20 protein-coding genes and 1 pseudogene are annotated in these 26945 nt (G+C 60.1%); all 21 read left to right on the forward strand.

What is annotated here, in order from left to right; all coding sequences use genetic code 11:
- A partial coding sequence (locus tag ACT8II_RS05890) for an InlB B-repeat-containing protein (protein ID WP_443813317.1) occupies nucleotides 1–2554 on the forward strand: 2554 nt, incomplete at its 5' end.
- Between the two features lie 252 nt (nucleotides 2555–2806).
- Complete coding sequence (gene prfA / locus ACT8II_RS05895) at nucleotides 2807–3874, forward strand: peptide chain release factor 1 (RefSeq protein WP_118654388.1); 1068 nt, start codon at nucleotides 2807–2809, stop codon at nucleotides 3872–3874.
- A 204-nt stretch (nucleotides 3875–4078) separates the two neighbouring features.
- Entirely contained in the window at nucleotides 4079–5263 is a 1185-nt protein-coding gene (locus ACT8II_RS05900) for a N5-glutamine methyltransferase family protein (RefSeq protein ID WP_407496138.1), read from the forward strand.
- 97 nt (nucleotides 5264–5360) lie between these two features.
- Nucleotides 5361–5642: a type II toxin-antitoxin system RelE/ParE family toxin gene (locus ACT8II_RS05905; protein ID WP_302742877.1), complete on the forward strand. Its 282-nt coding sequence runs from the start codon at nucleotides 5361–5363 to the stop codon at nucleotides 5640–5642.
- Nucleotides 5643–5653: 11 nt separating this feature from the next.
- Entirely contained in the window at nucleotides 5654–5959 is a 306-nt protein-coding gene (locus ACT8II_RS05910; protein WP_118654391.1) for a HigA family addiction module antitoxin, read from the forward strand.
- 36 nt (nucleotides 5960–5995) lie between these two features.
- Nucleotides 5996–6448 carry a hypothetical protein gene (locus ACT8II_RS05915; RefSeq protein WP_294159158.1) on the forward strand — a complete coding sequence of 151 codons (453 nt, stop codon included), beginning with the start codon at nucleotides 5996–5998 and terminating at the stop codon, nucleotides 6446–6448.
- Between the two features lie 76 nt (nucleotides 6449–6524).
- On the forward strand, nucleotides 6525–7211 hold the full coding sequence (locus tag ACT8II_RS05920; RefSeq protein WP_302742881.1) for an L-threonylcarbamoyladenylate synthase: 687 nt from the start codon (nucleotides 6525–6527) through the stop codon (nucleotides 7209–7211).
- 228 nt (nucleotides 7212–7439) lie between these two features.
- Complete coding sequence (locus ACT8II_RS05925; RefSeq protein ID WP_443813321.1) at nucleotides 7440–11498, forward strand: sugar-binding domain-containing protein; 4059 nt, start codon at nucleotides 7440–7442, stop codon at nucleotides 11496–11498.
- Nucleotides 11495–12700 (forward strand): discoidin domain-containing protein, encoded by a 1206-nt coding sequence (locus ACT8II_RS05930; protein ID WP_443813323.1) that lies wholly within the window; start codon nucleotides 11495–11497, stop codon nucleotides 12698–12700. The genes ACT8II_RS05925 and ACT8II_RS05930 overlap by 4 nt, the downstream gene beginning before the upstream one ends.
- Nucleotides 12701–12923: 223 nt before the next feature.
- On the forward strand, nucleotides 12924–18044 hold the full coding sequence (locus tag ACT8II_RS05935) for a beta-N-acetylglucosaminidase domain-containing protein (protein WP_443813325.1): 5121 nt from the start codon (nucleotides 12924–12926) through the stop codon (nucleotides 18042–18044).
- A 174-nt stretch (nucleotides 18045–18218) separates the two neighbouring features.
- Nucleotides 18219–19757 (forward strand): glycerol kinase GlpK, encoded by a 1539-nt coding sequence (glpK, locus tag ACT8II_RS05940; RefSeq protein ID WP_118654394.1) that lies wholly within the window; start codon nucleotides 18219–18221, stop codon nucleotides 19755–19757.
- A 68-nt stretch (nucleotides 19758–19825) separates the two neighbouring features.
- A complete protein-coding gene (rpiB, locus tag ACT8II_RS05945) occupies nucleotides 19826–20263 on the forward strand; it encodes a ribose 5-phosphate isomerase B (protein ID WP_118654395.1) in 438 nt (145 codons plus the stop codon).
- A 17-nt stretch (nucleotides 20264–20280) separates the two neighbouring features.
- Complete coding sequence (gene upp, locus ACT8II_RS05950) at nucleotides 20281–20928, forward strand: uracil phosphoribosyltransferase (protein WP_118654396.1); 648 nt, start codon at nucleotides 20281–20283, stop codon at nucleotides 20926–20928.
- A gap of 431 nt (nucleotides 20929–21359) precedes the next feature.
- The gene (locus ACT8II_RS05955; RefSeq protein ID WP_233546250.1) at nucleotides 21360–21515 is read left to right on the forward strand and encodes a hypothetical protein; all 156 of its coding nucleotides are present in this window, start codon (nucleotides 21360–21362) and stop codon (nucleotides 21513–21515) included.
- A gap of 18 nt (nucleotides 21516–21533) precedes the next feature.
- Complete coding sequence (atpB, locus tag ACT8II_RS05960; RefSeq protein WP_294123595.1) at nucleotides 21534–22334, forward strand: F0F1 ATP synthase subunit A; 801 nt, start codon at nucleotides 21534–21536, stop codon at nucleotides 22332–22334.
- A 102-nt stretch (nucleotides 22335–22436) separates the two neighbouring features.
- Nucleotides 22437–22631: an ATP synthase F0 subunit C gene (locus ACT8II_RS05965; protein ID WP_118654399.1), complete on the forward strand. Its 195-nt coding sequence runs from the start codon at nucleotides 22437–22439 to the stop codon at nucleotides 22629–22631.
- Nucleotides 22632–22679: 48 nt separating this feature from the next.
- Nucleotides 22680–23285, forward strand: coding sequence for a F0F1 ATP synthase subunit B (gene atpF, locus ACT8II_RS05970; RefSeq protein WP_443813328.1), 606 nt, complete (start codon nucleotides 22680–22682; stop codon nucleotides 23283–23285).
- Nucleotides 23275–23757 (forward strand): F0F1 ATP synthase subunit delta, encoded by a 483-nt coding sequence (locus tag ACT8II_RS05975; RefSeq protein WP_118654401.1) that lies wholly within the window; start codon nucleotides 23275–23277, stop codon nucleotides 23755–23757. The genes atpF and ACT8II_RS05975 overlap by 11 nt, the downstream gene beginning before the upstream one ends.
- Nucleotides 23758–23760: 3 nt before the next feature.
- Nucleotides 23761–25380, forward strand: coding sequence for a F0F1 ATP synthase subunit alpha (atpA, locus tag ACT8II_RS05980; protein WP_118654402.1), 1620 nt, complete (start codon nucleotides 23761–23763; stop codon nucleotides 25378–25380).
- A 5-nt stretch (nucleotides 25381–25385) separates the two neighbouring features.
- A complete protein-coding gene (gene atpG, locus ACT8II_RS05985) occupies nucleotides 25386–26297 on the forward strand; it encodes an ATP synthase F1 subunit gamma (protein WP_302742896.1) in 912 nt (303 codons plus the stop codon).
- Nucleotides 26297–26945: pseudogene (locus tag ACT8II_RS05990) on the forward strand (F0F1 ATP synthase subunit beta); the annotation flags it as partial. The gene atpG and the pseudogene ACT8II_RS05990, both read left to right, overlap by 1 nt.

The raw sequence follows: 26945 nt of genomic DNA on the forward strand, positions 1-26945 counted from the left end.
CGATGACACCGTAGGCGGCGGTCTGCTCAAGGTCAACAAGGTCGGCAGCACGCTTTCGCTGGGTATTGTGACCGGGTCCAAAGGCTCGGTGGTCATGAAGGGCGGCACGCTCGAGGTTCCCGAGTACGGCATCTACACCACCAAGGACGATACGGATGCGTACGTCTTTCTACAGGGCGGCACCATCAAGGCGGACTACGGCATCTGCGCTCTTGGAAACGGAACCGAGCACAGCGCGAAGGTCGAGATCTCCGGCGGAGAAATCCAGGCGGGAATATTCGGATTTAGCACCAACGGCTCCGAAGGTATCGGTGGCGTTGATTTCGTCATGACGGGCGGTACCATCACGTCCACCGCAGAGGATGCCCCCGCGCTCTACCTGCCTGCCTTCTATAGCACGGCCACCATTACCGGCGGCACCATTACCGGAGGTACGGGTATCGAAATTCGTGCGGGCGAGCTTACCGTGTCGGGAAACGCCCAGATTTCAGGCATCGGCCCGCTGGAGTCCAGCCCCAACGGTAGCGGCAGCACGTCGTCCGGAGCGGGTATCGCGATTGCTCAGCACGCCACGAAGCAACCCATCAACGTTACGATCTCAGGCAACGCGAAGATTTCCGGAACCTACGCCTTGCATGAGAGCAATCCGCAAAAGAACGATCCCGAAGCGATCGAGCAGGTCAAGATTGCCGTCACGGGTGGCGCACTCGAGACCAACGCACCCGATGCATCGCAGGCGATTTATAGCGAAGACTGCACTGGATTCGTAAAGGGCGGTACGTCCAACACCGAGCTTCCCGGTGCTGTTTTGGCCGACGACAGCGCCATGCTGGTGAACGAAGAGGGATCCGTTTCTGTAGTGAGCGAGGCCGACGCCGTCGCAGGCGCGGGTGCGTTCGTCGAGAAGGACGGCAAGAAGGTCTACTACACAACGCCTGCCGCTGCGGAAAACGCCAACCCTGGTGCGACCGAGGACATCAAGGTCTACGCTGTTGAGGTGAACGGTCAGAAGTTCGCCACGCTTGAAGAGGGCATCGCGGCTGCCAAAAATGGCGGCACGGTCACCCTTCTGAGCGATTTGGGCGCTGATCAGGTCTCTGCTGGCAAAGACAAGTACATCAACATCACCGAGGCCGGTACCAAGGCGACCATCGACTTGGCGGGTCATACCATCACGCTCGACAGCGCTGATACCATATCGGTGTCTGCGTCCAATGTGACTCTTGCGGTAAAAAACGGCACAATCGTCAACACCAACAAGGACAGCTACGGCCTGTATACCTACGCCACCAATGACAACATCACCGTGACGCTGGAAGACCTTACGCTTCAAACGGTTGACCAGGCCATTGGCGTTCAGGGACTCAATTCCAACCAGAACGTGACGCTCAAGAACTGCAATATCACGTGCGAGACCACCGCAGTGTACTGGCCGCCGAAGTCCGGCACGCTGACTATCGAGGACACCTCCATTGAGGCCAAGAGCGGCGTCACCATTAAGGGTGGCTCGGTTGTCGCGGAGGGCGATACCCATATTAAGGCTACCGGCGAGAAGAAAAACCCCGAGGACTACTACGACGGCAGTCCCTCTGGCAATCTGATTTCGACCGGTGCAGCCATCTACGTGGAAAGCGGCTATAACGATCGCGACATCTCTCTGGATATCCAGGGCGGCACCTTCGAGAGCGAAAAGGGCGCGACCGTCTTGTACTTCGTCAAGGAAGGCGAAAGCACTACGGTCGGCCGCGATATTGCCATCTCCGGCGGCACATTTGTGGGCGAGCCTCCCGCTGCCGGGTTCATCGTCTCCGGCTCCGGACTGCAGCTTGATAAGGATGGCAACTTAGTTGCCGTGAGTGCGCAGCTGGTTCCGAACGCCGACAAGGTCGTCGACGGCGTGTATGTCTACGATGTGGCATCTGGTAAGGAAATCACCGAAGCCGACCTTCTAGCTTTGATGGGCATGAACGTGGATGTCGAGAAGAGTGGCTACGCCATCAAGGTGGACACCGCTAACCTCGCGGCCCTGAATAAGGCCATCGCGGCAGCCGACACTTCGGCAGAATTCTCCTTTGAGTTCAGTGCTGAAAAAGAGGCGGATGCATCACAGGCCTCCTCTGGGGTCGCGCCCTTCACGCTCAAGGTTAAGCTGGTTGATTCGGGTGTCGCTCCCGAGCCCGTTGACAAAGTCACGGTCACCTTCGAGACCGGTGCGGGTTCCTCTTTTACGCAAGAGGTTGAGCCGGGCTCCAAGCTTACCCGTCCTGCCGACCCCACGTACAAAGGGTGGAAGTTCGTTGGCTGGTTTAAGGTCAAGGCTTCCGACGGGTCCGTGTCTGGCGAGTGGAACTTTGACAAGGATGTCGTAACGGCAGATATGACGCTTTACGGAGGCTGGGTGAAGGCCAGCTCCACCACCAACGCGCAAAAGCCCCAAAACGGGCTTCCCCAGACGGGCGATACGAGCGCCATCGGCATGGTCGCCCTGGGCGTCGCTGGTGCCGCCGCCGTTGTTGCGGGTGTCATCGTCGCCAAGCGTCGTAAGTCCGAGTAACCCATAGACCGCACGAGACACACGTGCTTCAGACGGGTCGCTGTCCTATGGCAGCGGCCCGTTTCTGCTATCCGCCGCCGCGCGTTTTGGGTATCATATCCAGCAGACTATAGGAGGAACCATGCACATCGCGCTCGATAAGCTCTAGCTACGCCTGCATTTTTGCTTGGACGTTGTCCGGCATAACTCATCCCGCACGTCGATCAAACCATCGGCGCCCCCGTTATTCCTACGCGTATACAAGGAGCCATCATGCGCGACAAGCTTGAGAAAATCATCATCGCCTTCGAAGAGCTCGAGAAGAAGCTCTCCGACCCGGCCGTTGCCAGCGACATTAAGGAATTCACGCGCCTCAACAAGGAATATGCGCACCAGACTGACTTGGTGAAGGCAGCTCGCGAGTACCTTGGTGCCCTCGATGACATCGAGGTGGCCAAGGAGATGCTGCACGATGCCAGCGATGCCGACGAGAAGGAGATGCTCCAGATGGAGATCTCCGAGAACGAGGCCAAGCTCCCCCAGCTCGAGGAAGACATCAAGATCATGCTCATTCCGGGTGATCCGATGGACGAGAAGGACACCATTGTCGAGATTCGCTCCGCTGCGGGCGGCGACGAGGCTGCCATCTTTGCGGGCGACCTCTTTAAGATGTACCAGCGCTTCATCGAGTCCAAAAAGTGGAAGATGACGGTCCTCGACTCCAGCCCATCCGAGGCGGGTGGCTTCAAGTCCATCGAGTTCAAGGTCGAGGGTGACAAGGTCTACTCCGTCATGAAGTATGAGTCGGGCGTGCACCGCGTCCAGCGTGTTCCCAAGACGGAGTCGCAGGGCCGTATCCAGACGTCCACCGCGACCGTTGCCGTGTTGCCCGAGGCCGATGAGATTGACATCCAGATCAACCAGTCCGACCTGCGCATCGACACGTACTGTGCCTCCGGTCCTGGCGGCCAGTGCGTCAACACCACCTATTCGGCGGTTCGCATCACCCACCTGCCCACGAACACCGTGGTCCAGTCCCAGGAGCAGCGCTCTCAAATCCAGAACCGCGAGGTCTGCATGCAGATGCTCCGCGCTCGTCTGTACGAGATGGAGCTCGAGAAGCAGCAGGCTGAGCTTGGTGCCGAGCGCTCCGCGCAGATCGGCCACGGCAACCGTTCGGAGAAGATCCGCACGTACAACTTGCCGCAGGACCGTGTGACCGACCATCGTATCGGCTATAACTCCACGTACAACGGTGTATTGCTGGGCGACCAGCTCGCGGGCGTCATCGACGCGCTCGCCGCCGCCGACCGTGCAGCAAAGTTGGCCGAGGCCGTATAAGCCATCGCGTCACAACCATATAGCGTGTGTGAGGGCGGTTTGTTTGCAAGCCGCCCTTGTTTGATGTGTGCATGGTCTTGCCGGAAGTTCTCTGCCTTACGAACGACTTTGGCCGGGATATGCTGTAATTTGCCATTTCCGAAAGGTGGGCGACGGCCGTGCCGTAGAATCGCGGATGAGCAATACATGAGGACGGGGGCCGAGATGCCAAACGAGACTTGGACCATCAAGCGGTGTCTGGATTGGACGCGCGACTACCTGAGAGATAAGGGCGACGAGCGTCCGCGCCTGTCTGCCGAGTGGCTTCTCTCCGGGGTTACGGGGCTCTCACGGACAGAGATCTACATGAGCTTCGACAAGCCCATGTCGCCTGAGGAGCTTGCTCGCATGCATAGCGCCGTGGTACGCAGGGCCAAGGGTGAACCGCTGCAGTACATCATTGGGGAGACGGATTTTCGAACCATCACCGTTGCGTGTGCCCCCGGCGTCCTCATTCCGCGTCCCGAAACGGAGCTTTTGGTTGAGGAAACCCTCAAGTACATCGATGCCGACGTTTTGGGTGCTGCTGCATGCAGGCCGCGCAGCCGTGTTGAGCTGCCATGGAACGCCGAGATTCAGGCGGCGCGCGAAGCGGAGTTGGCAACGGCGGCAGCCCAGAGCGAGGATCGCCTTGTCGAACGCGAGCTCACGGAGGAGGACATCGCGGCGCTTGAAGAGGATGCCGAGCTTGAGGCCGGAGATTCTGGTGATTCTGGCGATGAGGTGGGCCTGCAAACCGCCGTTCCTCGGGATGGGGAGGGCGCATTGGGCGCCACGAGCGCAAACGGTGTGAACACGTCGGATGACGATGATTCTGCATCGCAGGTGGCTCGTGTGCTGGAAGTCGGCTGCGGAACCGGGTGCATCTCGCTTTCCATCGCCGCCGAGCGCCCGGAGCATACGTGCTGTGTTGCGATTGACATAGAGCCGCGCGCTGTCGACCTTTCCATCCGCAACCGTGACGCGTTGGGTATTGCGCCCGATGTTGTGGATGTGCGCTTGGGCAACCTCGTCTCGCCCCTCAATCGTGAGACTGAGTGGGGGACGTTCGATGTGTTGGTGTCGAATCCCCCCTACATTCCAACATCGGTGATGGGTAACCTTCCGCACGAGGTGGCGGATTATGAGCCGGCTCTGGCTCTCGATGGCGGGGAAGATGGTCTGGACATCTTCAGGCGTCTGGTGAATGCCGCCCCCCACATGCTCAAGCCCGGTGGACTTCTTGCATGCGAGCTCTATGAGGGACACCTCGACCAGGCAGCCTCCCTGTGCCGCGCCGCCGGCATGCGTGAGGTCCGTGTCGTCAACGATCTTACCAATCGCCCCCGCATCATCCTCGCTCGCGTGTAGGCCGGCATCTCGCGGTGACGCGCGGAGAGAATCAAGTGTCTGCATCAGTAGTGATTGCAAATAATAACGTTTGACGTTATTAACGAAGGGCGTTACTATGATTCTATCGTATCGAGACAAAGATACCGAGAGGCTGGCGAGGGGCCTTCGCGTGCTCAGATTTGCTCCGTTCGAGAGAATCGCTCTGCGAAAGCTGAGGCAGCTAGACATTGCCGGCAGCCTTAATGATCTTCGAGTTCCTCCCGGTAACCATCTTGAGGCTTTGACGGGGAAGCGCTCTGGTCAATGCAGCATAAGGGTGAATGACCAGTACAGGGTTTGCTTTACCTGGACCCCGTCAGGGCCAAAAGACGTTGAAATCGTCGACTACCATCATTGAGGGGAGACGAAATGGCGCGCGACTTGGCACCTGTTACACCGGGGGAGCTTCTAAAAGAGGAGTTTCTCGAGCCTTTGGGGATATCGCAGTATCGACTGGCCAAGGCGACAGGTATTCCGGCTCAAAGGATCGGGCAGATTGTCTTGGGGCGTCGTCGTATCACGGCCGATACCGATTTGCGCCTTTGCCGGTACTTTGGCTTAACGGACGGATACTGGCTCAGGGCGCAAGTCGCATACGATGTCGAAGAGGCGCGAACAGCCCTTGAGGCTGACCTGCAGGACATTCAGCCGTTGGATCAGGTGGCAATAGGCTAATAGACGCAGCAAAAGAAGTAGCAGCTGGAGGGATGTATGTTCAACTTTACCGAGGCAATCGACAGGACAGGCAAGGACGCCATCGCGTATGACGCGCAGGCGGCGATACGTGGGGGTTCACTGGGTCCTACTGATGTAGAGGTCGCAGAGGGATTCGACATCATTCCCATGTGGGTTGCCGATATGAGTTTTGCGACCGCATCTTCGGTCACCCGCGCCCTGCATGAACGCGTCGACCATCCGTGCTTTGGTTGCTTTGACCCTTCGCCCGCCTATTATGATGCGATTGTCCGTTGGCACGAGCAGCGGAACGGCGTGACTGGCATGCGCCCGGAGCACATCGCATACGAATACGGCGTGCTGGGTGGCGTTGGCTCTGCGCTTGCGGTTCTCTGCTCGCGCGGTGACAGCGTGCTTGTTCACGCACCGACGTACGTGGGTTTTAGCAAGACCCTAAGCGATCAGGTTGAACTTGTCGCTGCCCACTGAGCGTTTGAGAGAAGCGCTCGGCAGACTGAAAGAGTACGTGTTCGTTGCGAAGAGGTAGAACCAGCGAGAGAGGGCGATGATGGTCGAGGTGTACCGCGTTACAGCAGGGGGAGCGCGCGAAGGCGTGCCCGCGCCCGATGGAGAGCTACTCGGGGTCGCCGCCGAGGCAATGAGTTCGGGCGCCCTCGCGTTGGTGCCCACCGAGACGGTGTATGGCGTTGGCGTTGCGGTTCGGGCTTACGCCGCGTGTGGGGAAATGCCGCCGTCTGCCACGGGGTACGGACGCATCTTTACGCTTAAGCACCGCGATACCGCCCAGACGGTTCCCTGGCTCGTGTCGGGGGCAGAGGCGCTTGATGAGTACGGAGTTGATGTGCCGCAGGCGATTCGCGACCTTGCCGCGGCATTCTGGCCCGGCGCCCTCACCCTTGTTGTGCCTGCGGGACCACGAGTCCCAGCCTTCATGCGCGCATCTGACGGCACGGTTGCATTGCGCGCATCGGCGTCGTCGGTGGTACAGGAGCTGATCCGTCTCTGTGACTCTCCGCTCGCCATGACATCTGCCAACACGCATGGCAAACCCGCACCAACTTCGTTCGTCGAAGTAGAGCCACGCATCTTGAGCGGGGTGGATGTTGCCGTCGATGCGGGGGAGACCCCGTGCAGGGATGCGTCGACCATCGTAGCCGTACAGGGCGGAGAGGTGACGATCCTTCGCCAGGGGGCGCTTGCCGCAAAAGACATATACGAGGCTCTGGCGTAGCTTCCGTTGCGGCCGATGGTTGACAACCCACTCAAGTGGTAGTTAAGAAAAGAGACCAATGTATACCGTTTGAGCAGGGGAAATACCATTCAGCCCCCAATAACTCACCGTTCATGTGAGTTGAATGGCGAGTCCGATGTGAGCCATGTGAAAATCCTTCCTTGAATGTCGCTATCTGTAGGTGGGTCCTGCCGCGAGGCGGAGCCCCTTAGGCGAAGGGGGATATGAATGAAGGCACGTCTGACTCATGGACGAACGAGGAGCCAGTTTGTCTGCGCGCTCGCCGCAGGTGCCCTTATCGCAACTGCACCGCTCGCACAAGCTTGGGCCGAAATCGCACCCGACGTTCGATCGCAGTCGTCGACGCAGATGAGTTCGGAGCCCGAGCTCGTCTACATCAACACCGTGAGCGATTCGTCCGTGCGCACGCAGAACTTCAATGAGAATTGGAAGTTCTACCTTGGCGATGCAAGTGGCGCCGAGGGCGAGCAATTCGACGACTCCGCATGGAAGAACGTCGACCTTCCGCATGATTACAGCATCGATCAGGAATACACCACCGCCGGTGAGGCCGAGAGTGGCTACAAGCTGGGTGGTATCGGCTGGTACCGCAAGAGCTTCACGGTGGGCGAAGCCCTCAAGGGCAAGACGGTCCGTATCGATTTCGATGGCGTGTACATGGACTCTACGGTGTGGATCAACGGTCACCAGCTTGGCAACCACCCCTATGGCTACTCGCCGTTCTCGTACGACATCACCGAGTACCTTAAGTTCGGTGAATCCAACACGATCACCGTAAAGGTGAACCATCAGACGCCGTCGAGCCGTTGGTATTCCGGATCGGGTATCGGTCGCGATGTCGATCTCGTGATCACCGATCCCGTGCACGTCGATCGCGATGGCGTAGTCGTGACCACTCCAGAGCTTTCCGACTCCAACAAAACCCAGGTGAAGACTCATCTCAAGACCGTCGTCACCAACAAGGGGAACAAAGACGCCTCCGCCAAGGTCGTGCAGACGGTGATCCCCCGTGGTGGCACTCCTGAGCAGGCAATTGCCCGCGTTGAGAGCGCTGCCACCAACATCGCTGCGGGCGCAAGCGCAACGGTCGAGCAGGATGCCATCACCACGGCTGCCCCCGAGCTCTGGACCCTGGATAATCCTAACCTGTATACCGTTCGCACCGAGATCAAGCAGGAAGATCGTGTCGTCGACTCGTATGACGTTGACTTCGGGTACCGTTTCTTCAACTTCGATGCCAATACGGGGTTTTCCCTCAATGGTGAGGGCATGAAGCTCAAGGGCGTTTGCATGCACCATGACCAGGGCTCACTCGGCTCCGTGGACACACACGACGCCCTCGAGCGCCAGGTCAAACTCCTCAAGAACATGGGGTGCAACTCCATCCGCGCCACCCATAACCCGCATTCTCGCGAGCTCACCGAGATCTGCAATGAGCAGGGCATGCTGCTGGTCCTCGAGATGTTCGACGGCTGGACTTCCGCGAAGAACGATAACCGCAACGACTATTCCCGCTTCTTCAATCAGGCGATGGGCGAAAGCGAGCTCATCGACGGCGAGGCCTCAAAAACGTGGGCCCAGTTTGATCTCGAGCAATCCATGAAGCGCGATATCAACGCCCCGTCCGTCATCATGTGGTCCCTTGGCAACGAGATGACCGAGGGAACGGGCGGCATTGCGAATTTTCAGCAGGTGCAGAAGAACCTCATTACGTGGGCGCAGGCAGTTGACACCACACGTCCCATCACCACGGGCGATAACAAGTTCAAAGGCGGCGAGCAGGCGACCGAGCTCAACCCGGCCGGCATCGCCGATGCTGGCGGCATCGTGGGCTTCAACTATATGGACGGTAACCGGTACAAGGATGTTCACCAAAAGCACCCCACGTGGAAGCTCTACGGATCCGAGACCGCTTCTGCCACCAACAGCCGTGGCGTGTACACCACCAAGGACAGCAACAGGCTCAACGCCGACAAGTTGCTGACGTCGTACGACAAGTCCGCGGTGTCGTGGGGTCACACCGCCTCCAAGGCGTGGTTCGACATCATCACCAACGACTTTATGGCTGGCGAATATGTGTGGACCGGTTTTGATTATCTGGGAGAACCCACGCCCTCAAACGGCACCGTCCCCGGCGCGCAGGGCGCATGGCCCTCGCCGAAGAGCTCCTACTTTGGCATCATCGATACCGCCGGCCTGCCCAAAGATTCGTATTACTTCTATCAGAGCCAGTGGAACGACAACGTCAACACCCTCCACATCCTGCCCGCGTGGAATGAGAACGCGGTCATGACGACGGGCAATGACAAGCAGGTCGAGGTCGTCGTCTACACCGATGCGGCCGAAGTCGAGCTGTTCTTCACGCCGGCGGATGGTGGTGAGGCGCGCAGCCTTGGTAAGAAGAAACTGAGCAAGGTCACGTCCGAGGGTGGAAAGTACACCTACCGCGTCTATAAGGGCGAGGACGGCACCGAGACCCCGACTCATGAGGACCTCTACCTCACCTGGAACGTTCCCTATGCCGATGGCACCATTTCCGCTAAGGCGTACAACGACGAGGGTCAGGAGGTTTCCACCGAGAATTGGGCCGGGCGCAAGAGCGTGAAGACGGCCGGCGCGGCTGCCAAATTGACGGTTGACGTGGACCGTACCGCCATGAAGGCCAACGGCACCGACCTCGCGTATCTCACCGTGAACGTTGAGGATGAGAATGGCGTCATCGTTCCCACGGCCAAGAACAAGGTTACCTTCACGGTTGAGGGTGCGGGCGTGCTCGCCGGCATTGACAACGGCGTCCAGGCTGATCACCAGTCGTTCCGCGACGACAATCGCGCTGCCCATGCCGGTCAGCTCGTCGGCATCGTGCGCGCTGCAAAGAATGCGGGCACGGTTACGGTGACGGTGAGCGCCGATGGTCTCACGCCTGCAACGGTCGAGATTCCGGTTGAAAAGGTTGCCGACCAGCCGTCCGAGCAGAAGCAAGTCGATGCCCTGGTCTATTCCCGGTACCACTATGTGAAGATGGGTGCGTCCGTTACGCTTCCCTCCCAGGTCGAGGTTCGTTACACGGATGGCTCGAGTTCGCAGGAAGAGGTCAGCTGGAACGCGATCGACGAGGAGAAGCTTACTCAGCCTGGTGCGTTCACCGTCAAGGGTGCCGTTGCCAACACCGAGATCAGTGCTATCGTCACGATCGTTGACGAGGTCGTTGCGCTGCGCAATTACTCGACCACCATTCCGGTTAAGGGCGAGCCCGTGCTTCCTGCCTCCCGTCCGGCCATCATGCCCGACGGTACGATCATGAACGCAAGCTTCCCTGTCACGTGGGATGAGCCGGAGGCTGGGCGTTTCGCAGAGCCCGGTGAGGTCGTAATCGAAGGTCACGCGAGCGTGTTCGGCAAGGACATGCCGGTCACTGCGACCGTCCGCGTTCAGAAGGGCAACATCACCCTGGGCACCAACATCGCCCCCGACGCGATGACGCTCACCCAGGATATTCCCGAGAATAAGACGTCCGACACCCTTGAGGCGATTCGCAACGGGTCGACCACCATGGACGCCAACACGGGCGGTGGCAGGAACCAGAGCTGCTGGTCGAATTGGCAGTGGGCTCAGGACGGTCACCGGGAATCGAAGCTGACCTTTAACTATGCAACTCAGCAGCCGCTCGGTCAGATCAAGGTGTACTTTGGCAGGGATGGGGGGTCCGGCAGGTATCCCGATGCGAATACCGTCACGTTCGAGGTGTCCGAGGACGGTAGCGAGGGATCGTGGAAGAAGGTCGAGGCTCGCGAGACGATTGCCGAGACCGACGCAAGCACCAACGTCAGGCTCTACACCTATGACTTTGAACCGGTCACGGCCGTGTTCGTTCGCATGAACATTGTGAACTCGACCGCAACCGACACGGGCAGCAACAAGCCTTGCACTATGATTACCGAGGTCGAACTTATCAAGGCGACCACTTCCTACCCGGTGGGAGCCGAAGCCGCGCTCAAGAGCCTCAACGTGAATGGTAAAGATCTGTCGGCGAGTGCTCTTGCCTCGGGCAGCTATGACACGCGCGCCATTGTGGCCGACGTCGCCGCCGCCGGCAAGGACAATGCCGCGGTCACCATCCCGCCTATGAGAACCAAATCAAGATCCTGCTCGAGTCCGAGGACCACGCCAAGACCGGTGAGTTTGTCATCAACCTTGGCTCCGACACGGTCTCGCCGGACCTTGGGACCGATGATGATGCGCGCGACTACCCCGTTGGGGACATGACGCCCACGGCATCGAGCGAGCAGGGGCAAAGCGGCAAGGAAGGCCCGATCAAGTTCGCCTTTGATGGCGATCACGACTCCATCTACCACTCTTTGTGGAGCGGCACTCCGCAAGATGAGCTCTATGTTGACATGACGCTCGAGGAGCCGACGAGTATTGAAGCCCTGAGGTATCTGCCCCGCCAGCAGGGCCCCAATGGCCTCATTGAGGAGTACTCCATCTGGTATCGCAACGGCGCTGATGAAGAGTGGGTTAAGTGCGCCGAGGGAACGTGGGATACGAACGATCGCTCGTGGCAGATCGCCCAGTTCGACGAACCGGTAACGGCCGGCCAGTTCCGTTTCAAGGCCGAGAAGTCTCTGACCGACAAAGCCGATAAAAGTACGACCTTCATGTCCGCCGCTGAGATTCGTCTGCGCAAGACCGCCGAGACGGTTGATCTCAACACGCTGCAGACCGACCTTCCGAGCGTCGTTAAGGTCGATCGCGTTGACGCGGATCATCCGGTGCTCGCCGACCAGTTTGATGAGCGGATCGTCGATGGCGAGCGGGTGCTCGTCTATGGTGTGGACTACCTACTCACGTTCCAAAACAACACTGCTGCCGGCACCGCCAAGGTGCTTATAGAGGGCATTGGTGACTACTCCGGCACAATTGAGCATGACTTCACCATCGAACTCAACGGCCGTACGCTTACGGGCATTGCGGTGGAGACGCAGCCCGCCAAGCGTATCTACACCGTGGGTGAGGCGTTCGACCCGGCCGGCATGGAGCTTGAGCTTTCTTACAGCAACGGTGACATTGAACACGTCGCATACGGCGAGGACACCAAGGCCGACTTCACCTTTGATCCCGCGCTCGGGACCGTCTTCGATGAGGAGGGCACGGTCGACATCAAGGTCACCTATGGCGAGCGCGACGCCGTCCTGTCCGTCACGGTGAACAAGGCTTCCCAGCCCGATCACGGCCCCGATCCCGATCCCGTGCCCCCGGTCGATCCCGATACGGATCCCAACCCGCCGGTGAGCCCCGGTGGTGGCAACACCGGTTCTGGCGCGGGTGACGCCGGCGCGAACAAGCCGGGCACGACGCTGCCGGGAACCGGCGATGCATCGATGCTGTCGATTGTCGTCCTCGGTGGTCTTGGGTTGGCAACGGCGATTGCCGGCGTCAAGCGGCGCGACGAACCCCCTCGCGGGTGAACGTGGATTATCCCACTAGGTTGGTACTCAATAGTAAATACCAGCGGAAACAATAATCCACATAAAAGAGATAGGCTGAACCGTTCAACGCTCGATAAGGTGCCGCTCGCCAAATCGCGAACGGGGGAAGCAGCCTCCTACGGGAAGATTGATGCGTTATGTACAAAGGGATGGCTCTGTCTCGAGCGAGCGGAGTGCCCGTTGAACGAGATGGGGAAAATGGATGGCGAGAGGAATACGATGGAAGATTGCGAAGGCTATCGCCTGCGCGTGTGCAGTCGTGGGCCTGAGCGTATCGCCCGCAATCGCCCATGCAGCTGAAGGGGATTACCAGATCTACCCGACGCCGCACACGGTGACATATGCGAACGGCGAGGTTCCACTCAGCGACACCATCACCACGGTTGTCGAGGATGGTATCGATGCGGACACCGTAACGCGCATGAACGAGACGCTCGACCTCAAAGGGCTCAAGGCCGCTCAGGGCGCTTCGGTTCCCACAAGCGACAGTGAAACATCGCTGCTTGTGGGTATTAAGGGCTCCAAGGGTGCGGTTGACAGTCATGTTGAGAAGCTCGTAAAGGAGGGTAAGCTCTCCTATACGGACGGCCTGTTCGACAAGACCGATAGCTACATGCTGGCATCGCTGCCGGCAAGCAGCACGGGTTCCAACCAGATCATCGTGCTGGGCAAGGATACGGACGCCGCATACTATGGCCTTACGACGCTGTATCAAATCCTCCAGCAGGTAGAAGGCAAGACGCTTCGCGCCTTTACTGCCTCGGATTACGCGGACGTGACCACACGCGGCTTTATCGAGGGCTACTACGGAAACCCGTGGAGCACCGAGGATCGCGTGAACCTGATGGAGTGGGGTGGCTACTATAAGCTCAATGCCTACTTCTACGCGCCCAAGGACGATCCCAAGCACAACGCCAAGTGGCGCGAACTGTACACCGAAGACGAGCTGCGCGACAAGATCGAGCCCCTTGCCAAGGCGGGCAACGAGTCCAAGTGCCGCTTCGTCTTCGCACTGCACCCGTTCATGAGCAACCCGATCACGCCTGCGAACTACGACGAGTCCGTGAAGATTCTCAAGCAGAAATTCACCCAGGTTATGGATCACGGGGTTCGCCAGATCGCCATTCTGGCGGACGATGCGGGCAACCAGGGCAAGGATCTGTACATCAAACTCTGCAAAGAGATGACCGACTGGCTGCATGAGCAGCAGAAGGCCAAGAATACGGACGGTGCGGTCAAGTATCCCGGCCTTAAGGACACGCTCATCTTCTGCCCGGTGAACTACATGGGTAATGGCGAGGATTGGTACAGCCAGCTTCCCGAGAACGTCCAGGTCATCAATACCGGTGGACGTGTGTGGGGCAAGATCGACAACAGCTTCGCCTCGACGTTCCAGAAGAACTCCGGCGTGGCTCCCTTCATGTGGATCAACTGGCCCTGCTCCGATAACGACAAGGACGCCCTGCATATGGGTGGCCACAACAACTTCCTGGGTTCCGACCTTAAGCCGGGCCAGGTCAAGGGCGTTGTCATCAACCCCATGCAGCAGTCCGAGCCTTCCAAGCAGGGCATTTTCATGAACGCGGACTTCACCTGGAACCTCTGGGAGTCCGAGGCCCATGCCGATGATACCTGGGAGAATTCCTTTAGCTACATCGATCACAATTCGCCGATTCCCACCGAGGGATCTAACGCGCTGCATGACCTCTCTGTGCATATGAAGCGCATGTACGGTGGTGGCGCCACGTGGGAGAACGGCGAGTCCGCGGATATCAAGGACGAGCTCAACGACTTCGTTGCCAAGCTCACCGCCGACACGGTGACTGTCGAGGATTGCGACAAGATGATCGCCGTCTTCGAGGAGATCCAGAAGGACTCCAAGACGTTCCGCGAGCAGGCGGGCACTCCGGCGATGCTTGAGCAGATGACGCCCTGGGTCGACACATTCGACGGCATCACCCGTGCCGCCATCACCGAGCTGAATGCCGTCAAGGCTTCCATCGGCGGTAGCGCCAACGAGCTCATCACGCTGTTCGCCGAGGGCACCTCAGCGCTCGAGGCCGCGAACAACAATCAGCTGTGGTACATCGACCACTACGAGAAGGCTCGCGTGGGCAAGGCGTACATCACGCCCACAGTCAACGCGCTGAACGACTATGTGGCTGAGAAGGCAACACTCGCCGCTGACCCGGACGCGGTGGTAACCAAGCTGGTGACCAACCGAACCGACACGCCCGAGGGCAGCAAAGATGCCGTCTTTGACGGTGATCCCGCCACGGGTGCCGAGTATCGTTCTCCGAACAAGGTATCCAAGGACGATTACTTTGGCATGATGCAGACCAAGCCGTTCGACCTCGATACCGTGACGTTTGTTCAGGGCACCGGCAAGAACTTCTTCGACTGCAGCAAGGTCCAGTATCTCAAGGATGGTGAGTGGCGCGACGTTCCGAATGCTCAGGAATACACCACGAGCACCGTCGCGGTGACCGATCTTGGCCTCAAGCAGGTCGACGGCGTACGCCTGGTTGCCGTTCGCGATAATAAGCTCGACGCTTGGCCCACCATCAACGAGATCATGGTCAACCAGAAGGTCGAGACGAGCGGCATGTTCACCGGTACGGTAACGCTCGCTAAACAAGAAACGGCGGATACCTCCAAGCCGCTGCAGAACGCCTCCGACGGCAAGGACACCGAGGCGTGGTTCACGCACAAGGCCGCCGAGCCGAACAAGGACGACAGTACCGTCAAGGACGCGGCCGTCATCGTTACGTTCGACATGCCCAAGACCATCGATGCCATCGTGTTCCAGCAGGGCGTGAGCCAGGCGGGCGATGTCATCGACGAGGGCACGGCGTACTATCAGGACACCAATGGTGCCTGGCAGCCGGCCGGTGCCATCACGAGTGAGACGAATCAGGTCGTCAAGCTGAGTGCCCCGGTTGAGGCCAAGGCCATCAAGGTCGTGAACAACAAGGACAAGAAGATTTGGTGGCGCGTGGCCGACCTGCACGCGACCTGCGGCATGTCCGCGGCTACGCAGGCCATTTCCACCAACATGCCCGTGTATACCACAAACAGCATTGATCGTGCCATCGACGGTAATGATTCGACGCAGTTCTGGAGCAGCCGCAACACGGCCGCGAACGACTGGGTCATGCTGAACTTCGGCGAGAGCAAGTTCATCGACTCGGTACGCATGCTCCAGGGCGAGGGCGACCGCTTCACGGCTTCCAAGCTCTACTACACCACTGATGAGCAGCCCAAGCAGGACGGCAATTGGACCGAGATTGCCACGCTCGGCAGCGCGGCAGACCAAACGGCCACCTTCAACCGCGTCGAGGCCACCGGCATCAAGGTCGTTGCCACCGCGGCTACGGCGAATTGGTTCCAGCTCTTTGAGCTCCAGGCGTTCGAAAAGTTCTCCTACACCAAGGACAACTTCTACGCCTCGTTCGACCTAGCAGACGTTCAGCTCACCGCTCGTGTGGGTGACGGCACGTTCAAGACGACCGACGGCGCGGTGGCCCTCCCCACGAAGGGCGATGTGTTCGCGCTCGACCTCGGTTCCATCCGCCGCGACATCAAGGTTGCCAACCTGGACCAGCAGACGCTCTCCAGCGCCGAGGCTGTGTATTCTCAGAACGGTCTTGAGTGGATTCCTGTCGAGGGCTCCAACGTGGAGCGCGCACGCTATGTGGGCTTCCGCGCTATGGGAGACAAGGCAACCGTGACCATCAAGGGTTTTGAGGGCTCCTATCTCAACTCCCTTGCGCCCACGTTGGTGAAGAGCGATCTTCCCGGCAATCAGACGCTGGATGCCTCCAGGGTCTTCGACGGCGATGTGACCACGGCCACCAAGTCTTCCGGTGCTCCTGCCAAGGGCAGCACCGTCGTGTTCGATTTGGGTCAGGCCCGTACGATCAACTCGATTGAGTACTTCGTGCCCGAGGCCAGCCTCGATTTCATCCGCAATGCGGTCGTTGAGGTCGCCGATGCGCCCGACGCCGCGGACGCGGATTGGAAGCTCGTCCTCGACATCAACAGCGATGGAAAGATCGCCGACCCCGGAACACAGTCGACGGCCAAGGAAGCCGGCTGGCTCACGCACTCCAGCGAGACCCCCGGAAACATGTTCATCGAAGCGAAGGACCTCGACCTGAGCGGTCGTTACCTGCGCATCCGCTTTACCGGGGCCTATCCGAATCGCTGGGTCGAGATCGGTGAGCTGCGCATCAACAAGGGGGCATACGTTTCCACCTATGCCGGTGGCGACTTTGAGTCCACAGTGATGGAGCAGCAGGGCAAGACCCCGCAGAACCTCATCGACAAGAACCTGCTTACCGCATGGACACCGCAAGGATCCGAGGCCGGTTCGCTCACGTACCATGTGTCCGCTCCGCTCAAGGCCGATGGCACGCCGCTCCAAGGCGTCCGCATCGTCTCCCATGGCAAGCCGAGCAATGTGACGGTGAAGGCGGTCCTCTACACCGACGATACGTACAGCACGACCACGACGGTCGAGCTGGGTGTCGACAACAAGGTGCTCAAGGAGTTCAGCTTCGGAAAGCTCAAGAACAACGGTCGCGCGCTCGCGGAGTACACCGCGGTGAAGGACCTCGTGTTCGAGTGGGCTGAGGGCACGACGCCCCAGATTTCCGAGATCTACCTGCTGGGTGCGCTTTCCGGCGTGGATTCCGACCTCATCGCCGAGCTACAGGAGACGGTCGATGCCGCGGGCCAGCAGGACACGAGCGCCTGGACCACCGACTCCATCAATGCGCTGAATGCCGCCGTCGAGCAGGCGAAGGATGCGATTGCGCACCCCGAGAGCTTGACTGCCGACCAAGTTGAGGACCTCAAGGCCGCTATCGAGACCGCGCTGAACAGCCCGGTCCTCAAGTACACGGGCACGGAGCTCTCCGAGCTTGTGGACGGAGCGATCACGGATGGTTCGCCGTACACGGATGAGACCTGGCAGGCATATGGCGAGGCACTCGCCGCGGCCAAGGCTGGGCTCGAGAAGGGAGACAATCTTTCCCAGGCCGAGGCTGAGCAGCTGGTGAGCGCCCTTAAGGCGGCTCGCGATGGACTGAAACTCAAGGGCGAATCCGGAAACGGTGGCAGTGGCGGCGGAAACAACGGCGGCAGCGGCGCTGGCAACGGTGCCGATACCGGCACCGGTTCTCCCCAGACCAAGCCGAATGGCGGTCTGCCGGCTACGGGCGATTCCTCGCTGATCCCCGTCATCGCGCTGGGAGCCCTTGGCGCCATCGTGGTCATCGCCGGTATCGCGATGGTTGTTCGCCGCAGAGGAGGGAAGTAGGCCCACGCCTTTCACCCACCAAATGTGTGCATTGACCGACTGATTGCCCCGTCTATCGGATGGGCCGCAGGCGCCATGGTGGTGACTCCGTGCCCGTGAAACAATGCTAATGGCATGTATTGTGCCCGGTGCTCCAATCAGGGGCGCCGGGCACTCTCATAGAAAGGCCATCCAATGGCGCTCTCGCTCAAAGACCTCGGGAAGATTGACCGCACGTATACGCCCTTGGGCGGCCGTTACATCATGGCGCTCGACTCGGGGACCACATCGGTGCGCGCAATCATCGTCGACGAGTACGACTGCGTGGTTGCCCAGGCGTCGCGCCACATCAAGACCATGTATCCGCGCTCTGGATGGGTCGAGCAAGACCCTATGGAGATCCTCGCCTCTCAGATTGCCGTCATGATGGAGGTGCAGTTCAAAAGCGGCATCCACTCGGATCGCATCGCGGCAATCGGTATTACCAACCAGCGGGAGACCACGGTGGTGTGGGATCGCGACTCTGGTCAACCCATCCACAACGCCATCGTGTGGCAATGCCGCCGTACCGCCGGCATCACCGACGCCCTCATCGCCGAGGGTATGTCGGACACCATTCGGAGCAAGACGGGACTCATGCCCGATCCGTACTTCTCGGGTACCAAGATCAAGTGGATCCTCGACAACGTCGATGGCGCCCGCGCCGCTGCCGATGCGGGAGAGCTGATGTTCGGAACCATCGACACGTGGCTCATCTACAACCTCACGGGAGGCGCGGTTCACGCCACCGACTACACCAACGCCAGTCGCACCATGCTGTTCAACATCCACACGCTCGAATGGGACGATGAACTCCTCAAGATGCTGGACGTTCCGCGCTCTATGCTTCCCGAGGTGCGCTGGAGTTCAGATGGTTACGGGAGCGTATCGAACGAGATTATGACCTACGGGCCATCGATCACGGGCGTGGCGGGTGACCAACAGGCGTCGCTGTTCGGCCATTGCTGTTTTGAGCCCGGTTGCACCAAGAACACCTACGGCACCGGATGTTTCATGCTCATGAACACCGGCGAGGCGTGCGTTGCCTCCGAACATGGTTTGGTCTCGACCATCGGCATCGCCCATGACGGCAAGATCTCCTACGCCCTCGAAGGGTCCATCTTCCACGCTGGCACGACGGTGCAATGGCTGCGCGATAAACTCGGCTTGATTTCCAGCACCAAGGAGGCGTCCGACCTGTGCCGTCATCTTGACGACAACGGCGGTTGTTATCTGGTTCCGGCATTCAGCGGCTTGGGAGCTCCATGGTGGGATCCTGATGCCCGCGGCCTAATTTGCGGTTTGACGGGCGCGAGCGACCGCGCCACGCTCGTGCGTGCCGCGTGCGAGTCGATGGCGTACCAGAGCTTTGACGTACTGCGCTCCATGGAGCGCGATGCGGGCGTGAAGATAGAGACACTTTCGGTGGACGGGGGAGCTTCGCGCAACGACTTTATCATGCAATTCCAGGCCGACCTTCTGGGCATACCCGTGGTGCAAACGGAGAACGTCGAGACCACGGCGCTCGGTGCGGCATATCTCGCCGGCCTTGCGGTGGGATATTGGGAAGACCTCGACGAATTGGAGCAAAATCGCGTGCCCGGCAAGAGGTTCGACCCATTCGCGTCAGAAGAGGTTGTGGCGCGCAACCTTTCCGGATGGCACGATGCGGTCGCGCGTGCCCGTTCACGTTAAGGACGCACGCGCCCTTCGAACCTGCTAGAGTGAAACCGTTGCATTCAACAGTTGAAAGGACGTGCACGATGCGTGTCGCCATTGCCTCCGATCATGGTGGATTTGAACAAAAAGAAGCCCTGGCGAGCTACTTGACCGAGGAGCTGGGTTGCGAGCTCGCCGATATGGGCCCCGACTCCGATGCTTCCGTTGATTATCCCGACTATGCCGTGAAGGTCGCGCAGGCGGTCTCGGCCGGCGAGGCGGATCGCGGCGTGCTGGTGTGTGGCACCGGCATCGGCATGGCGCTTGCCGCCGATAAAGTAGCCGGCGTTCGCGCCTCGTCCATCACGTCGGTTCCATTCGCCGAGCTGTTCCGCCAGCACAACAACGGCAACGTTGTGTGCCTGTCGGGCCGTTTCGTCGATGTCGAGGTCAACAAGGAGATTGTCAAGACGTTCCTCGAGACGGAATTCGAAGGCGGTCGTCATGAGGCCCGCGTGGCCAAGGTCATGGCGCTTGACTAGATAGTAGGGAGGACGATATGTCCGTATCATTTGACAGCAGCCGCGTCACGCTGGTTGACCATCCGCTCGTCCAGCACAAGCTGACAATCATGCGCGACGAGCGCACCGGTTCGAAACAGTTCCGCGAGCTCGTTAAGGAGCTCGCCCTGTTTGAGGGCTATGAGGCCACGAGAGATTTCCCGCTCGAAGATGCTCCCGTAAAGACGCCGATTTGCGCCACCACGGGCAAGCAGATCGCTGGGCGCAAGGTTGCCATTGTTCCGATCCTGCGTGCCGGATTGGGCATGGTGGACGGCCTACTTGAGCTCATCCCCGCTGCCCGCGTTGGTCATGTGGGCATGTACCGCGACGAAGTGACGCACGAGCCGCACGAGTACTACGCTAAGCTTCCCGCCGACGCCGAGCAGCGTACGTGCTTGGTGGTCGATCCCATGCTCGCCACGGGCGGCTCCGCCACGGCGGCGATTGACTACCTGCGCGGTCAAGGCGTGAAGGACGTGCGTCTGCTCGTGTTGGTTGCCGCCCCCGAGGGTATCAAGACGGTGCTCGACCACGATCCCGATGTTCGCCTGTACACGTGTTCCATCGACGAGGGCCTTAACGACGCGGCATACATCGTTCCCGGCCTCGGCGATGCCGGAGACCGCATCTTCGGCACTCTGTAGGGTCTCGCGCGCGCCATTGGGGCACGTTTCGGTTCGGTAACGCGGTGCGTTTTGAGGGCGCACCGCGTTTTTGTTTGGGTTAAAATAAACAACAAACGCCCCAATATGTTCTCAAATTTAATGAACGAATGTCGTATTGTGAACAAATGTCCATAAACATCATCCGGTTGTACGATTTTACTTGCGCGGGGATTATTGAGCGATATACTGCGAAGCACTGGTATTCGCAAGGTCGTGCGTTGCCGCATCAAACTGCATGAATGTGCAGGTTTGGAACTTGTGGCACGCGCATTCCATGTGAATGTCCCGCAGCGGAAGGGTAGCCGATGCTTGCAGTTGGGATGGGCTTAGGGGTCGCAACGTTCGCCCCCTTATTCGCGGTCGTGCTTTTGGCGCGGTCGGGGCGCCTTAAGCCAACGGTAAGCAGGGGGATGGCCGCACTGGGCGTCTCCTTTGCTTTTGCCATGGCGGCATTTGCCTTGGTTTGGATGTCCGTTCCGCAGGACTTGCCGGTGGTCGCGGTCGGGTTCCTCATGGGGTTCCTGGTCATGTGGGCGGTACTTGCCGCCAAAACGATGAGTCACTGACTCTAGGAGGGTTAGCGCATGGAAGCGTTTGAGAAGCTGCCGGGCGAGATCAACCACCTCGTGTCGAGCTTCAGCTCGATACCCGTCGTGGGCGACTTGATGCACGGCGTGACCCAGTATTCATTCTGGCTCATCGTGTCTTCGATCGTCTTACTCGTCATTATGTTCGCGTTCGCCAAGCGCGTCGCCGTAGTTCCGCACGGCAGGTTTGCCAACGCGATCGAATTTGTGATCGAGTACCTTGAGAACGACGTGGGAATCGGCATCTTGGGCAAGGAGTCCTGGCGTCGTCACCTGCCGTTCTTGGGAACGTTGTTCATGTTCATCGTGGTCAACAACATCATCGGCATCATTCCCGGCATGAAGCCGGGTACAGGCACGATTTCCACCACCGCGGCCCTCGCACTCGTCGCGTTCGTGTACTTCGTTTGGGTGGGCATGAAGAACCACGGCGTGTGGGGCTACATCAAAAGCCTCGCGCCCAAGGGGGTCATGTTCCCGCTCAACATACTTATTTGGGTGATCGAGGTCATCTCCACGCTGCTGCGACCCATCACGCTGGCGGTTCGTCTGTTCTGCAATATGTTCGCAGGCCATATCGTTCTGGGCTCCTTTGCGCTTATGGTTTCGCTGTTCGCGGAGCCGCTCATTGCCGAGTTCAGCGCCGCCAACGCCCTTGGCGCTCTGCCGTCCCTTGCGTTCGCGGCAATCCTATTTGTGATTTACGCCATCGAGATCTTCGTCGGCGTGATTCAGGCATACGTGTTCACCGTTCTCACCGCCGTGTACATCCAGGGCGCAGAGGCCGAAGGGCACTAGCCATACGTGTAGGGGTACCCTGCGTGCGGTTCGAGCCGTGCGCTTGAGATAGGTATCGTGATCAAGGTGCGCCACGAAGGCGCGCGATCTCAAGGAGGAATTGTGGGAGTTATCGGTTACGGTCTTGGTGTTATCGGTGCAGGCCTCGCTATCGGCCTCGCTGCATATGGCGTTGCGAGCGCCATGGCGCGTCAGCCTGAGGTTCAGGACCGCGTGTTCACCGTCTTCATCATGGGCTCGGCTTTCGCCGAGGCTCTGGCCCTGATCGGCTTCGTCGTCGCACTGGTTGTCAAATAGGCCGGGTCCTCGCAAGAGTACCGGGCGATACGTCCCGAGGGGGAAGTCATGAAAAACGTTGAACGCGCAGGTGTCGCGCTTGGGGCCTTCGCCTCGGTGCTTCTCACGCCCACCTTGGCTTTTGCCGAGGGAACCGAGTCCGGTGGCGCGGATATCCTGATCCCCAAGATGGCGGAGTTCGTTCCCGCGCTCCTCATCTTCCTGATCATCTGGTTCCTCTTGGCCAAGTTCGTGTGGCCCAAGGTCATCTCCGTTCTCGATGCCCGCGAGCACAAGATCGAGGACAGCATCGAGGAAGCCGACGCCACCAAGGCTGAGGCTGCCGAGATTCGCGACGAGGCGGACGCCATTGTCGCCGAGGCGCGCCGCAAGGCGTCCGAGATCGTCCTTGAGGCCCGCGGTGACGCAGAGAAGGAGCGCGCTCGCATCGTCGCCGCCGCTCACGCGGAGGCCGAGGACATCATCGCCAAGGCGCACGATCGCGCTGATGACGAGATGAAGCGCTCCCTTGCGTCCGCCACCGACACCATCGCCAAGGTCTCTGTCGCCGTGGCAGGCAAGATCGTGGACGACACACTCGCCAGCGATGAAGCCAAGCAGCGTGAGCTCATCAAGAAGTACCTTGCGGAAGTGGGTACCATCAATGGTCGATAAGGATATCAGCGAGCGTTTCGAAAAGCGCAAGCTCGAGACGTACGCCCGCACGCTGCTCGAGGCGGCTAAGAACGAGGATCGAGTCTACGAGAACCTCGCCCCCCTCAAGGCCGAGGCAGATGCGAGCCCCGAGGTCCTTTCCGTCCTGTCTCAGATGGCCGTCAATGGCGACTTGGACAAGTTGGCCGACGTCCTCGATCTCTACAGTGAGATGGCCGATGGCGACCAGCAGACGGTCGGCGTGACCGTCACCACGGCGGTGCCGCTCGACAACGAGTTGCGCGCGCTGATCACGCAGAAGTGCGAGCTTGACCTGGGCTGCAACGTGTTTTTGATCGAGCGCGTCGACCCGTCCATCATCGGTGGCTTGATCATCTCCGCGCAGGGGCGTCGTCGTGACGCGTCGGTGCGTCACCAGCTTGAGCAGGCCCGAAAGGTCATGACTCAGTCAGTTAAGAATTCGGAGGTATAGCCAATGTCCGAGGCAATTACTGCCGAGAACATCGAGCAAGTCCTACAGCAGCGCCTGTTCGACCTGTCGGCTACCGTCGATACCCAAGAAGTATCCCACGTAGCCGAGGTGGGCGATGGTATCGCCCACGTCTTCGGTCTCAAGAGCGCGATGGCAGGTGAGCTCCTTGAGTTCACGAGCTCCATCACGGGCCGTACGGTGTACGGCCTGGCTCAGAACCTCGATCGCGATGAGGTCGGCGCGGTCCTGTTCGGCGAGGTCGATTCCATTAAAGAAGGCGACCAGTGCCGCACGACCGGCCGCGTCATGGACATCCCTGTGGGCCGTGGCATGCTCGGCCGCGTGGTTAATCCGCTCGGCCAGCCCATCGATGGCAAGGGCAGCATCGGCCAGACGTCGCGTCGACCCATTGAGTTCAAGGCTCCCGGCGTTATCGAGCGTACCCCGGTATGCGAGCCCATGCAGACGGGCCTGCTTGCCGTCGACGCGATGATCCCGATTGGCCGTGGCCAGCGCGAGCTCATCATCGGCGATCGTAAGACGGGCAAGACCGCCATCGCCGTCGACGCCATCATCAACCAGCGCGGCAAGGGCGTGATCTGCGTGTACGTCGCTATTGGCCAGAAGGCCTCGACGGTCGCCGCGATTCGCGAGATGCTCGCCGCACACGGTGCGCTCGAGTACACGGTCATCGTGTCCGCCACCGCTGCCGATTCGGCCCCGTTGCAGTACATCGCGCCTATGGCAGGCGCCGCCATTGGCGAGTACTTCATGTACAACGGCGAGGACGGCCGTCCCGCCAGCGCCACCAACCCCGGCGGTCACGTCCTGGTCGTGTACGACGACCTGTCCAAGCAGGCCGTCGCCTACCGTCAGATGTCGCTTACGCTGCGTCGTCCCCCGGGACGCGAGGCGTACCCCGGCGACATCTTCTACCTGCACTCTCGTCTGCTCGAGCGCGCCTGCAAGCTCTCCGAGGAGAACGGCGGTGGCTCCCTCACGGCTCTGCCGATCATCGAGACGCAGGATGGCGACGTCTCCGCGTACATTCCGACCAACGTCATCTCGATTACCGATGGTCAGATCTACCTGCAGTCCGAACTGTTCCACCAGGGTCAGCGCCCTGCAGTCGACGTGGGCATCTCCGTGTCCCGCGTTGGCGGTTCGGCTCAGACCAAGGCCATGAAGCAGCAGGCGGGCAACTTGCGTCTCGATCTCGCGTCGTATCGTGAGCTCGCCGGCTTCATGCAGTTCGGCTCCGACCTTGACGCCACTACCCAAAAGCAGCTCACGCATGGTGCTCGTATGACCGAGCTCCTCAAGCAGGGTCGCTATAAGGCATTGGACGTTACGGAGCAGGTCGCCGTTCTGTACGCCGGTAACAAGGGCTACCTGGACGATATGGACCTCGCCGACGTCGTGCCGTTCCGTGACGGCCTCGTGGATTACCTCGAGGGCGCCCACCGCAAGCTGCTCGAGAGCTTCCGCACCGTCAAGATGGACGATGCGATGGCATCCCAGCTCGAGACGGCGATCCGTGATTATAAGAGTCAGTTCCTGGCCTCCCGTGAGTCCCAGGCGTCGAGTGCCTCCGCGCTCGACGGCGAAGCAGGAGAGAACTAGGCCCCATGGCTAACCTCCGCGACATAAAAAAGCGCATCAACTCGGTCTCCACGACCCAGCAGATCACGCGCACGATGGAAATGGTGGCTACGGCTAAGATCGCTCGCGCGCTCCAGCGCGAGAAGAATTCCGAGCCGTATGCCGCCGCCATCACGGACGTCATGCTGACCGTTGCGCAGGATTCGTCGGTCGATGTCTCCAACCCACTGCTCGTCGACCCCGAGGTTTACGAGCGAGCGCTGGTGATTGTGATCAGCTCCGATCGCGGCTTGGCCGGCGGCTACAACGTACAGGTGGAGCGCGCCGCCGAGCAGCGCATCAAGCACTTCTATCGCCACGGTGCGAAAGAGGTCGAGCTCATCACCTGTGGACGCAAGGCGACGGAGTTCTTCCGCAAATACCCTAACAAGGTGATGGCAATCGTCGGTGAGTCCGACGACCCCACGATCGAGAATGCGCGTATCGTCGCGAATTACGTGATCGATGCGTATTCCCAGGGGCATCTTGGCCGCGTGGACATCGTCTACTTCCATGCCAAGAACCGCGTGGAGCAGGCGCTTCGTCTCGAGCGCATTCTGCCGCTCGACCAGCTGGTGCTGCAGACCGCCCGTGGCCCGCGTGCGAACGAGAACGAGGCGCCTACGGGTCTGTCGTCGCCCTTCGAGTTCGTGCCTTCCGCTGACCATGTGCTGAGCAAGCTCATTCCGAGCTACGTCCTCACCATCGTCCATCAGGCGATGATCGACTCGGCGGCAGCCGAGCAGGGAGCCCGCCGCAAGTCCATGCACTCCGCGACGGAGAACGCCACCGCCATCATCGCCGACCTCTCGCGCACCTATAACCGTGTACGCCAGGCTTCCATCACCACTGAGATCAACGAGATCGTGGGCGGAGCCGCTGCATTGGAGGAGAACTAATGGCAGATACCATCGCTGTGGACTCCACGCCCACCGCGGGCGTCGGGCGCATCACGCGCATCATCGGCGCCGTCGTGGACGTTAAGTTCAAGGGCGGCGTGCCGAACATCTACAACGCCCTCACCGTCGACGTGGACACGCCCGTCGGCCACATCAACACCATCCTCGAGGTCGAGAGCCAGCTGCCTGGCGATGTCGTGCGCTGCGTCGCCATGACTTCCACCGACGGTTTGCAGCGCGGCCTCGAGGTCGTCGACACGGGTGCCCCTATGCAGATGCCGGTGGGCAAGGGCACGCTCGGTCGCATCTGGAATGTCATGGGCGAGCCCGTCGACGGCAAGGAGATGCCCGAGGTGGACGCGTACTACCCGATCCATCACCCGGCCCCTTCGTTCGACCAGCTCACCACGCAGACCGAGATCTTCGAGACCGGCATCAAGGCCGTTGACCTGCTCGAGCCCTACATCCGTGGCGGCAAGACGGGTCTGTTCGGTGGCGCCGGCGTTGGCAAGACGGTGCTTATTCAGGAGCTCATCAACAACCTCGCCCAAGAGCATGGCGGCACTTCGGTGTTCACCGGCGTTGGCGAGCGTACCCGCGAGGGTACCGACCTGTACCTCGAGATGAGCGAGTCGGGCGTTATCGACA

Source organism: Collinsella sp. (genome assembly GCF_052346665.1).
In the GTDB taxonomy this organism is placed as follows: domain Bacteria; phylum Actinomycetota; class Coriobacteriia; order Coriobacteriales; family Coriobacteriaceae; genus Collinsella.